This window comes from Asaia astilbis JCM 15831 (genome assembly GCF_000613845.1).
Classification (GTDB): Bacteria; Pseudomonadota; Alphaproteobacteria; order Acetobacterales; family Acetobacteraceae; genus Asaia; species Asaia astilbis.
In genome coordinates, this window is the sequence record NZ_BAJT01000022.1 from 23,527 (window position 1) to 35,244 (window position 11,718).

The 11,718-nt window shown below is 59.5% G+C and carries 7 protein-coding genes and 4 pseudogenes; 3 read left to right on the top strand and 8 right to left on the bottom strand.

The features are described 5' to 3' along the window. Positions 1–84 precede the first annotated feature (84 nt). The 7 genes and pseudogenes from JCM15831_RS14045 to efp form a co-directional block, all read right to left on the bottom strand. Positions 85–1,602, bottom strand: coding sequence for a glycosyltransferase family 2 protein (locus JCM15831_RS14045; RefSeq protein ID WP_025824738.1), 1,518 nt, complete (start codon positions 1,600–1,602; stop codon positions 85–87). Positions 1,603–1,665: 63 nt separating this feature from the next. Then, positions 1,666–3,467, bottom strand: a pseudogene (gene lepA, locus JCM15831_RS19400) (translation elongation factor 4). 77 nt (positions 3,468–3,544) lie between these two features. Then, a pseudogene (locus tag JCM15831_RS19405) lies at positions 3,545–4,551 on the bottom strand (peptidoglycan -binding protein). Positions 4,552–4,565: 14 nt separating this feature from the next. Then, the gene (locus tag JCM15831_RS14060; protein WP_025824739.1) at positions 4,566–5,738 is read right to left on the bottom strand and encodes a hypothetical protein; all 1,173 of its coding nucleotides are present in this window, start codon (positions 5,736–5,738) and stop codon (positions 4,566–4,568) included. Further along, complete coding sequence (locus JCM15831_RS14065) at positions 5,735–6,535, bottom strand: OmpA family protein (protein ID WP_025824740.1); 801 nt, start codon at positions 6,533–6,535, stop codon at positions 5,735–5,737. Before JCM15831_RS14065 ends, JCM15831_RS14060 begins: the two co-directional genes overlap by 4 nt. 109 nt (positions 6,536–6,644) lie before the next feature. Then, positions 6,645–7,473 (bottom strand): annotated as a pseudogene (locus JCM15831_RS19410) (inositol monophosphatase family protein). A gap of 115 nt (positions 7,474–7,588) precedes the next feature. Continuing rightward, the gene (efp, locus tag JCM15831_RS14075; RefSeq protein WP_025824741.1) at positions 7,589–8,155 is read right to left on the bottom strand and encodes an elongation factor P; all 567 of its coding nucleotides are present in this window, start codon (positions 8,153–8,155) and stop codon (positions 7,589–7,591) included. A 243-nt stretch (positions 8,156–8,398) separates the two neighbouring features. Here efp and JCM15831_RS14080 point away from each other — a divergent pair, with 243 nt between their 5' ends. Beyond that, positions 8,399–9,244 carry a DNA/RNA non-specific endonuclease gene (locus JCM15831_RS14080; protein ID WP_025824742.1) on the top strand — a complete coding sequence of 282 codons (846 nt, stop codon included), beginning with the start codon at positions 8,399–8,401 and terminating at the stop codon, positions 9,242–9,244. On the opposite strand, the gene JCM15831_RS14085 is transcribed toward JCM15831_RS14080, so the two are convergent. Continuing rightward, positions 9,157–10,302 carry a lysine-2,3-aminomutase-like protein gene (locus JCM15831_RS14085; RefSeq protein ID WP_025824743.1) on the bottom strand — a complete coding sequence of 382 codons (1,146 nt, stop codon included), beginning with the start codon at positions 10,300–10,302 and terminating at the stop codon, positions 9,157–9,159. The genes JCM15831_RS14080 and JCM15831_RS14085 overlap by 88 nt on opposite strands. 52 nt (positions 10,303–10,354) lie before the next feature. On the opposite strand from JCM15831_RS14085, the gene epmA reads away from it, so the two are divergent. Both epmA and JCM15831_RS24085 read left to right on the top strand, forming a co-directional pair. Then, positions 10,355–11,338: an EF-P lysine aminoacylase EpmA gene (gene epmA / locus JCM15831_RS19415; protein ID WP_035774622.1), complete on the top strand. Its 984-nt coding sequence runs from the start codon at positions 10,355–10,357 to the stop codon at positions 11,336–11,338. 116 nt (positions 11,339–11,454) lie between these two features. After that, positions 11,455–11,718, top strand: a pseudogene (locus JCM15831_RS24085) (hypothetical protein); the annotation flags it as partial.

Genomic DNA, 11,718 nt, shown 5'->3' on the forward strand with positions numbered 1-11,718 from the left:
TCCGTATTTGATACGGTCGGAGAGCCTGCCGCCTCCTTGGCGGTTATTCTCCTTTGAATACGAGATTGTAAGGAAGGAGTTCCGTCAGGCTGCTGCAAGCCAGAGGGGAAGAAGCCCCTTATACCGTGTTTTCAGTGTCTCTCGTGCATCGGACGCAAGAAGAGTGATGGTACAGGCCAGAGCGTCAGCATGGGGCGCGCGGAGGAGATCGAGCCCCAGGATGAAATCACGCAGGCTGTTCCCTCTGCTGCGCAAGGCAAGATAGGGGCGTAATGAGTCGCTCATTCGGGAATCAGGGGTGATCGGCTTACGTGTCAGCAGCAACGGGGACTGAGCTCCGAACCCGATTTCCCCCGAAGCGAGAGCGCCCAGGCTTTCTGAGCCCGCGAGGGTGAGAAGCTGCAGCAAGGGCTGAGGTGCGTTGTCATCCGTGTCGTCGCGTGTCTGGACCGGAAGCCATCTTGTCAGGGTGCTGGTGATCTGGGACGGGCAGTTATCGCCTCCCGGCAGCATCAAGAAACTGGAAGAAGATGCAGCAGGTTCGGAGACATGACCATCTCTGCGTTCGGTTATGAGGAAGATAGCGTTGTCGGCCACTGAACCGTCGCCTGATGCCTTGAGATCGAAGCGTCGGGTCTCAGGATCATAGGCAAGAGTGGCGCCTGAAGGTGTCTCCAGGCGTGCGCATTCGAACTCGGGCGGTGTTGCGAAGCTTTGATGTGCTCTCACACTGAAAACGCTTTCAGGGAGGAAGCTAAGACTTTTTTCGTCGATATCCTTCCGGATACGCCAGTACAGCGTATCGAGACCGACGCGAGCTATCCTGGCTGCATGATCGCGTGTTGCGCGCAGAAATCGCTGTCCGACTTTGTCTTCTTCCTCATTGCGATCAAAATGAGTCCAGAGATCGGGCGCAGTGACATCGGCAGGCAAGCCGCCAAGACGGGTTTCATAATGCGCTTTGTTGCGTGCGATGTAGTGCAGCAGGCGCGCACCGTCCCAGCTCGCCGTTGCAGCCGGGTCGAACGCTGTGCCTGTTGCTGTTACCTGGCGATCTGAATCGAGCGCATAATGACAGCCGTCCAGCGTGTGATCCTGAACCATTTTTGGTCGGATAAAGCGTTTGCCCAGCGCATGATCGGGAAAATTCAGGGGCGCGCGGCGGGTATAGGCTGCGATTGGCGGCTCGTCCGTACGGGCGATATGGCCATTCGAGCCAAAAATGGACCAATGCAGCATGATGGCATCGGCGTCGGCAAAGCGGTCGAGATAGGCCCCGATCGTGTCATCGTGCTCGGGATAGACGTATTCATCGCTCTCTAGGCAGATCACCCAGTCGAAACGGGAGCGGCTTGCTTCGATGGCCTGACCGAACGCTTCGGAGCGGCGCTCGCTGAACTTTCTGCCATCCGGCACCGATCCTCGACGTGCTTCGATCGGATAAAGATCAGCGGCAGCTTGAATGACCTCCCAGGTGCCATCGGTCGAATGATCGTCGATGACGATGAGCGCATCGAATTTCAGAGCCAGATGATAGGAGATCCACCACCCGATGTCGTCGACGTCATTGCGGACGAAAAGTATCGCAGCGGCGGAGGCCATCTCGACGTTCCTTCTGTTTCTCGGCTGTCGCTCCGGCCTCGTTGCGGACCGTTTGGCGGCAAGTCAGTCCATTTTGAGGGCAGCGAGGAAGGCGCTCTGCGGGATTTCGACCTTGCCGAACTGACGCATGCGCTTTTTGCCTTCCTTCTGCTTGTCCAGAAGCTTGCGCTTACGGGAGATGTCACCACCATAGCACTTGGCCGTCACGTCTTTCGACATGGCGCCCAGCGTTTCACGTGCAATGATGCGTGAGCCGATCGAGGCCTGAATGGCAATCTTGAAGAGCTGGCGGGGGATCAGATCCTTGAGCTTGCCGCAGATGGCGCGGCCGCGGGTTTCTGCGACCGTCCGATGGGCGACGAAGGAGAGCGCGTCGACCGGTTCCTGATTGACCAGGATGGAGATGCGCACGAGATCGCTCTCTTCATACCCATCGATCTGGTAGTCGAAGCTCGCATAACCTCGTGTCAGTGACTTCAGGCGGTCATAGAAATCGAAGACCACCTCGTTAAGAGGCAGGCGATAAACGGCCATGGCGCGGTTACCGACATAGGTCAGATCCATCTGGATGCCGCGGCGTTCGCTACACAGCGTGAGAACGCTTCCGAGATATTCATCCTGAACCAGAATGGTCGCTTTGATCCAAGGCTCTTCGATCCGCTCGATCTTGCCCGGATCCGGCATGTCGGCGGGGTTATGCAGATCTTCCTGCGTGCCGTTTGTCAGGTGCATCTTGTAAACGACTGACGGGGCGGTTGCGATCAGATCGAGATTGAACTCGCGTGACAGGCGTTCCTGGATGATTTCAAGATGCAGCAGGCCCAGGAAGCCGCAACGGAATCCAAAGCCAAGAGCCGCTGACGTCTCGGCCTCGAAGTGGAACGAGGCGTCGTTGAGGCGCAGCTTGGCGAGTGAGTCGCGAAGCTTCTCGAAATCATCGGCATCGATCGGGAAGAGACCGCACCACACGACCGGGATCGACGGCTTGAACCCTGCCAAAGGCTTTTCAGCCGGGACACGATCGAGCGTAACAGTGTCGCCCACGGCGACATCGGCGACGGTCTTGATCGCGGCGTTGATATACCCCATTTCGCCCGGCCCGAGCGTGTCGACGGTCGTCATTTTCGGCAAGAAGACGCCAACCTGATCCACAAGATAGGTCGAGCCTGCCTGCATCATGCGGATCTTGTCGCCACGCTTGAGCGTGCCTTCCATGATACGGACGAGGATGATGACCCCGAGATAGGGATCGTACCAGCTATCGACCAGCAGAGCCTGAAGCGGCTTGCTCGCATCCCCCTTCGGGGGCGGCAGGCGTGTGACGAGGGCTTCGAGGACGCCCTCGATGTTCAGACCTGTCTTGGCAGAAACCTCGACGGCATCATCGGCAGGAATACCGACGACTTCTTCGATCTGCGCGCGAACGCGCTCGACATCGGCGGCAGGCAGATCGACCTTGTTCAGGACCGGGACAATCTCGTGATTGGACTCAATCGCCTGATAGACATTGGCAAGCGTCTGGGCCTCGACCCCCTGTGAGGCATCGACGACCAGAATCGACCCTTCACAGGCGGCAAGGCTGCGGCTCACCTCATAGGCGAAATCGACATGGCCCGGCGTGTCCATGAGGTTCAGGATATAAGTTTTGCCATCCTTGGCAGGATAGGTCAGGCGCACGGTCTGCGCTTGATGGTAATGCCGCGCTCCTGCTCCAGCTCCATGTTATCCAGGATCTGGTCTTTCATTTCTCGAGCGGTAAGCGCACCGCAGGCCTGGATCAACCGGTCAGCCAACGTGGACTTTCCATGGTCGATATGCGCGATGATCGAGAAATTACGGATCTGGGAGAGGGGCGTGCCGGTCATGGCGCGATACATAAGCGATTGCGCGGTTCTTGTCATTGGGGAGAAATCGGCACGACGCGATTTCTCCCCTGTCTTTTCTAGCGATCTGTCAGGCGAAATTCGATGCGTCGGTTATGGGCAAATGCCGCCGCCGTATTACCCTGATCGAGAGGCTGATAGTCGGAGAAGCCGGTTGCCGCCAGATGATGGGGGTCGACCCCCTCCTTGACGAGAACCTTGACGACCGTGATGGCACGCGCGCTCGAGAGCTCCCAATTGCTTGCGAAAGCCGTGTGGATGGGCTGCTTGTCGGCGTGACCGTCGATGCGCAGGATCCACGGGAGATCGGTCGGGATCTGGCTCGAGACCTGTTTGAACGTATGAGCGAGGGTCGCAATTTCTTTCTCACCCTCGGGCGTGAGATCTGCGCTGCCTTGCGGGAAAAGAATGGAGCTTTGGAAAACGAATCGGTCGCCGACGATTTCGACACCCTTCTGGTTTTTGAGGATGTCCTGCAAACGACCGAAAAACTCCGAGCGGTACCGCTTGAGCTGGTTCACCTTGTCAGCCAGAGCGATATTGAGCTTGCTGCCCAGATCGCTGATCTGCTGGTCACGCGCTGTCACGTCCTTCTTGGCAAGATCAAGCGCCTGACCAATTGCGAGAAGCTGTTGGTTGAGCTGTTCGAGTTGCGATTTCAGCTGTGCAATCGTGGCCTGATCGGATTGTGTCGCCTGACCGGCTGCGGCCAGAGCCTGCTCTTTCTCGGCAATCGTCCCGTTCAACGTGGCCAGCTGCTGGGTCAGGACGTCGGCCTGACGCTTGGCGCTGTCACGATCCGTGGTGAGACTAGCACCATGGCATCAAGTTGCCGGTTTTTGCTCTCGGTCATGGAGAGCGTCTGCTGCAGCGCCGCCAGTTGCTGACGGAGTTCGTCCAGCGAATGGGTGCGCCTGCTGAGGGCGACAGACAGGAACTGCTGGCCAAGCACAAAGACCAGAAGAACAAATGTCACGACCATCAGCAGGGTGGAGAGCGCATCCACATAGCCGGGCCAGGCATTGAGTTCCCCATGTTGGGAACTGCGTCGGGAGCGTCGTGCCATGAAACCCGCCCGCCTTACTGTGCTGCCGGGGGAACGGTCGTCGAACCACCGGGGTTGGTTGCAGCGATGGTGCGGGCCAGAACGCGCAGATCGTTACGGATCTCGCCCGACATCTGGGCACGACCGCTATGCAGTTCGTCGATCAGGCGCACGATGTGGGTTTCGATGCGTCCGAACTGTTCGCGGCTGTCTTTTGCATCATTGAAGGCGGCCGTACCGGGCGTTGCCGCCTCGCCGACATGTTTGAGGAAGGGGCCGAGCAGGGCCTGACCTTCCGCAACGCGGCTCATCATTTTCTGATTGGACTGCAGCAAATCCGTCATGCCTTTGAGGCGTTCTCCCAGACCGTCCATGATCTGAAGCTGCTGCATCCGGCTTTCTTCGCTACGCGAGACGACGTTTTGAAGCGTTTCGAGGTTTTCGGCAGTCTGTTCGAGAAGGGCCTGAACATAGGCGGGGATCGAGGTGTCGCTGCCCTCGATCAGGCTCGAGCCCTGTTTGGTGATCCCGACAAGCCATTCCTCAACTTCATTAAAGAAGCGATTCTGGGCCTGACCGGCATTGAGATCGAGAAAACCGAGGATCAGCGCGCCAGCAAGACCGAACATCGAGCCGGAAAATGCCGTCGACATGCCCTTGAGCGGCTCGGCGAGACCCGATTTCAACTGACCGAACATGGCGTCCAGATTACCGTCGCCGACGCTCATGCCACCGATGACTCCAGCGATGGAGCTGACCGTCAGAAGCAGGCCGTAAAACGTGCCGAGCAGACCGAGATAGATAAGAAGGCTGGTCATATAGCGTGAAATGTCACGCGATTCGTCCAGACGGCCCGACAGGCTGTCGAGCGTGGCTTGTGCTGAGTGATGCGACAGGGTGAGACGTCCGGTCGATGTGCGTGTGGCCAGATTTCGCGCTAGAGCGGCCAGAAGACGAGGCGGGGCGGGTTGGGCCAGACCGGTACGATTGACGCGGAGCTGATCGACCCATTTCACTTCCGGCATCAATCGCAGCACGGTGCGCAGATTCCAGAGAATGCCAATCACCAGCACGCCGAGGATCAGACCGTCGAGCGCGGGGTTGGCGAAGAAGGCGGCATAAAGCGTCTTGCCGAGCAGCGCGGCAACACCGGCGACAAGGATCAGAAAGACCCCCATGCGCAGAAGGTAGATCGTCGGACGGGTCATGGCGTGGTGGTCCTTGGGGCGGTTCCGAACTGTGCTTCAGAAAGCGGTGCAGCAATACTGCCCTCGGCAACGATATCGAGACGGTCGGGTGGGTTGGACCCGGCTGCGGCGAGGCCCGTTGCGTGGGGATAAATACGTGTCGTCGCGACACCTTCGCGTATCAGGAGCGCACGCACGACAAGGGCTCGCGTCAAAGCAATACGTCGTGGTGTCGACAGGTCTTCGGTCGACCCGCTGGCCGAGGCCCAAAGCGTCACGCGCACGGTGGGGCGAGCGGCAAGCTTTTTTGCTTCCTCTTTGACCGCGTCGATCATCGGCTGGCTCATGCCGCTGCTATTCGCATCGAACAGGACACGAAGCCCGTTGGGTCGGGCTTCGACTTTTCCCGTTGCCTTGGGGTCTGCTTTGACGTCCTCGGGCGGGACCGGCGGATGGGTTGGCACTTTCACCCCCGGGGGCGGGATCACGACCGGGCGGGGCGGATGAGCAGGAACGTCGGGAGGGGCGCCAACACGTTTTGCCGCAGGCATGCGAGATGAAGCGGCGGGATGGGGCGCCTCTGCGCTGACAGCCTTTTCGGCAGTCTCATGGTGCGCAGGCGTTTCTTGCGTCTTCTCGGAACGTTTTTTTTCGTGGGCGCTCCTGCCCTGAGCGACTTGCTTCGAAGCGGGTTTGGGCGCGGCTTGCGGCAAGGCCTCGTCGTTGGAGGTGACCTGCGCCGTAGCGGGCAGACAGGTCAGCAGGGCAGCCGGAAGACCGGCCGAGACGAGGAGGGAGAGGAGGATCGGCCGTTTCATGACCGGGCGATCCTAGTCGTGCTGCCCCCCTTGGGGCAATGGGGAATGAGGCGATCCTGATCGGGCTAGAGCAGGATCAGGATCATTTTGTTTCCCGGCGCTGCGGGCTTCAGGCCTTGCGGGTCAGGGCGTCGAGCACGATCTTGCGGATCGGCGCATGCAGGTTGCCATTGCCAGCAACGAGCGTAACGTCATTATCCAGATCGGTGATTTCCAGTCCTTCAGGATCTGTGACGTAGCCACCGGCCTCACGCACGAGAAGAAGTCCCGCAGCGCAGTCCCAGGCTTGAGCCCGATTTCCCAAAACGCTTCGTAGCGACCAGCGGCGACCCAGGCCAGGTCGAGTGCTGCGGCACCAAAGCGACGGAATCCGGCGACATGTGGCATCAGGCTGCCAGCGAACGCCCGAAAGGCAGGCGGTTTTCGACAGGCGTCTTTGCAAAAGGAATACCGGTCGCAATCAGGGATTCAGACAGATCGCGACGTGCGGAGACACGGATGCGACGCTCATTGAGAAACGCGCCAACGCCTTTCTCAGCCCAGAACATCTCGTTTGCAGCCGGGTTGTAGACCATGGCGGCGGCAATTTCGGTCGAGCCGTCCGGCAGGCGACGCTGAAGTGCGATGGAAATCGCCCATTGCGGAATACCGTGCAGAAAGTTGGATGTGCCATCGAGCGGATCGACGATCCAGCGCCAGGTCCAGTTTTCACCGCCGGAACTGCCGCTTTCTTCCATCAGAAAGGCGTAGCCGGGGCGCGCGCGGGCAAGTTCTTCACGGATTGTCTGTTCAGCGCGTAGATCGGCCTGCGAGACGAAATCGCCCGGGCCCTTGATGCTGACCTGAAGCTGCTCGACTTCTGCGAAATCGCGCAGGAGACGTTTGGCCGCCTTTTGCGCGGCATTTTGCATGACGGTCATGTGCGGCGAGAGGCGCATGGCGATAATCCTGATGAAAAACTGTGAAAGAGCAGGGTAGTCTTGTCGAAACAGAACCGGAGACGCCGGTTCCGTGAGGCAGAGCGGAGCCAGACCCCACTCTGCTCGGGGCCTATCAGCCTTTGGCGCGTTCGACGTAGGAAGCGTCGTCTGTGCGAACAACCACGCGCTCACCGGCTTCGATAAACGGCGGAACCATGGTCTTCACACCGTTGGACAGCATGGCCGGCTTGTAGGACGAGCTGGCGGTCTGGCCTTTGACCACGGGGTCGGCTTCGGTGATCTCGAGCGTGACATGCGGCGGCAGCGAAACGCCAACCGGGTCGCCTTCGACCAGTTTCACGTTCAGTTCCATGTTGTCCTGCAGGAAGGGCAGCTGGTCGCCGAAAATATCCTTGTGCAGCATGACCTGCTCGAAGGTTTCCGGGTCCATCAGGACGATGTTGTCGCCATCCGTGTAGGAATAGCTGTAGTCCTTGTCTTCCGTCATCAGGCGCTCGACGGTGTCGGCTGTGCGCCAGCGCTCGTTGGTCTTGTTGCCCGTATTGAGATCGCGCATTTCGACCTGGATGAAGGCGCCACCCTTGCCCGGTGTGATGATCTGCTGCTTGAGAACCGTCCAGCGACGGCCTTCATGCTCAATAACCTGTCCGGCGCGAATCAGGTTTGCCTGCTGCTTCATGGAAGAAAGATCCCGGGAATCGTGATGTGAAGACGACGGGTCTATGCCGCCGTGAAAGGCGGGTTTCTAACGAAGCAGGCGCTCAAGAGCAAGCGAGATGGAGTCGCGGAGGGTCGGCACGTTGCCGGGTCGGTTTCTTATCGACACCCCGCCACGCTGCATTGTGCTGCTTAGAGCCCGCTACATGCTGAGCCTGCGGGGGCATGGTTGTTTGTTCGCAGGGGGGAGGATAGGAGCGCGCAAATGACTTTGCGTGCACTCTTTATTCTCTGTCTGATTTTTGCTTGCCGGCCTGCTCAGGCGTCGGAATGTCCAGCGCTTTTTCTCGATGCGGTGCCGCCGCAGAGTATGACCCTTACCAGGCAGACCACATTCCTATGCAATGCGGATTATGCGGTTCTGGCTTCCGGAGAGACGCACGAGCCGGTCTGGGCGGCTGAACATCTGACACGGGAGTCCGTTCGGGCAGCGCAGCATGCGTTGCGGCAGGGCGTGTTTCATGAAGACCTTCGCCAACCCGCAGCAGACCGTGCCCTTCTCTCCGATTACCAGCACTCGGGGTTTGATCGCGGGCACATGGCGCCAAGTGGAGACGCGCCCAGTCGCGCCTCCCAGCAGGAAACGTTTGCCCTCTCCAATATGGTGCCTCAGGCACCTGATCTCAATCGCGGGCTCTGGGCAGGGGTCGAAAAGAAGGTTCGGGAGCTCGTTTTGACGGAGGGGGAAGCCTATGTCGTCACCGGACCTGCCTATCATCGCGATTTGCCGGTTTCGATTGGTGCCAATGCGCTTCCCGTACCGAGCTCAGTCTGGAAAGCGGTCTATCTCCCCCGGCGCAAGGCGCTCTCGGTTTATGTCTGCAAGAACACGATAACGCCAAGCTGCACTCAGGTGCCTGTTGCGGCACTGATGCGGGTGACGGGCGTCAACCCTTTCCCGAGCCTTCCGGCTTCCATGCGGGAGACAATTACATCCCTGCCTGAACCGCAGGCCGAGCCTTATCACGTGTCCCCCAAGCTTCGTCGCCTGACGATGCAGGTCATGAAACGGTTTTTGCGCGAGATGATGACGGGAGGCTCAGGCCTCTGAGGAAACGCTTTGGGCTTGAGGGTTGTCGAGCCTGTGGCTTCGCCCTGAGGGTCGCGGACCTCTCCCGGATGGGTGTCGGGGCGATAATAATCCGGCCCTAAGGGGACTTTTCCAGCGCCGCCTGGAATGTCGAGCACGTAGGTCGGCCAGGCGAGACCCGTGACTCTGCCGCGCAGCTTGGCCAGCAAGGCACGCCCTTCGTTGATCGGAACGTGGAAATGCGATGTGCCGGGAGCCGGGTCCAGCTGATGCAGATAATAAGGTTTGACGCGTGCGGTGACGAAGGCGCGGAGCAGGGCTTCGAGCGATTCTTCAGTATCGTTGACGCCGCGCAGAAGAACCGACTGGCTGAGCACAGGGACGGCGCGGCTCTGAATCTGTCTCAGGGCAGCGCGCGCGTTCAGAGTCAGCTCGCTGGCGTGATTGGCGTGCAGGACGATCCACAGAGCCCGGTCCGTTTCGAGCGCATTGAGCAAGGCGGGGTTAATGCGTTTGGGGTCGGCAACCGGGACGCGGCTATGGATGCGGATCGTCTCGATGTGCGGCATGGCCGAGAGGGCGCCGATGATGTGTTTCAGCCGTCTCGGGCTGAGCATCAGGGGATCGCCGCCTGTCAGGATGATCTCGCTAATGGCGGGGTGATCGGCAATCCAGCCGAGTGCTGTCGCCAGAGCCTCATCCGAGAGGAGACCGCCATCAGGGCCGACATGCTCGCGACGAAAACAAAAGCGGCAGTAAAGTGGACAGACCAGAAGCGGCTTGAGCAAGGCGCGATCCTGATAGCGATGCACAATGCCGGGAACGGGCGAGAGCGCATCATCCCCGATCGGATCCTGCAGCTCCCACGGTGCGGTCTGCAGCTCGGCAGGGCTCGGGATCACCTGACGTCCAATCGGGTCGTCGGGATGGGTGATCAGCGAGAGAAATTCGGCAGGGATTGCGGTTGCAAAGGATTTGGCCACGTCTTCGAGCGCGTGTGTCTGTTCCTGTGGCACGAGGCCGTGCGCCACAAGCTGCGCTACACTGCGCAAGGGAGGGGGATTGACCTTTTCTGCCATCAGGAGGCTGTACTTCAACCACGTGAGTTTTCGCAACCGGAGAGCGCCTATCATGGTCGATCGCACCGCTATCTCGGACAGGGTTCCCCTGCTGCAACGTCGCACGCTGTTGCAAAAAGGAGTGCGCGCCTTTTTCGATGGGCGTGGTTATCTCGAAGTCGAGACGCCCTATGCGGTACAGACGCCGGGCGAAGAAGTGCATTTGCGCTGTTTTCGCACCGAACTCGAGCGCAATGATGGGGCGCGCGAAACCCGTTTTCTCCATACGAGCCCGGAATTCGCCATGAAGCGCATTGTCGCGGCAACCGGTTTGTCGGTGTACCAGCTTGCCCGTGTCTGGCGTAATGGCGAGCAAAGTGCGTTGCATGCGCCTGAATTTACCATGCTGGAATGGTATCGCCCCGGTGCGGGTCTTGATGCCCTGATGGACGAAACCGAGGCCTTGCTGCGTGCCCTTCTGCCGCCGAGCCTGACCTACGGCGAAACGACGCTGGATTTCACGGTGCCTTTCGAGCGCCTGACGATGGCCGAAGCCTTTGCCCGTTATGTCGGGGTCGATCTGCTGGCGATTGGCGATGACGCGGAACGTCTGGCGCAGGACGCAGGCACGACTTTGCGTGCAGGCGAAACATGGGAAGATCTGTTTTTCCGGCTTCTTCTGGAGCGGATCGAACCTCGCATCGGACGGACCCGACCTACTTTTCTGACGCACTGGCCCGTCGCTCAGGCTGCCTTGTCTCGTCGCGATCCTGAGGATCCGCGTGTCGCCTTGCGTTTTGAGTTGTATGCGGCCGGGATTGAACTGGCCAATGCCTTCGAGGAGCTGACGGATCCTGAAGAACAGCGGGCTCGTTTCATGGCGGATCGTACGCGCCGTCTTGAGGTCGCCCCGGATCAGGATTGGCCGATGGACGAGGCATTTCTGTCTGAATTACAGTCACTTCCGCCCTGTAGCGGGATCGCGCTTGGCTTTGACCGGCTGGTAATGCTGGCCGTTGGAGCACCGCGGCTGTGTGACATTATGTGGTTTTCTTAAACCTTCGGATAGTCATGAACCTTTTCTGGGGGCAAAACCGTTCTTATTGCCTAGAGTGGCGCCAGCTTCGAACTGATCCGGCAGGCGGCTTCAGCTTCGGAAAGGGAATCAGGATGATGAAGAAAACCGTTTTTCTTTCATGTGCCGCTTTGCTGACATTGTCAGCTTGCGATGTACCGACTGTCCAGCAGCGTAAGGTGCTTGACTCCATGATCGGTAAGACAGATGTCGATGTTCTCAGGACTTTCGGCGTGCCGACCCGCACCTATCAGGCCAGTGGGCATGACTTCCTGGCCTATATCGATAACCAGACCAACTATACGCCTGGCACAGGCGGCGGTGGCTGGGGTTGGGGCTGGGGTGGCGGCCCGTGGGGCGGC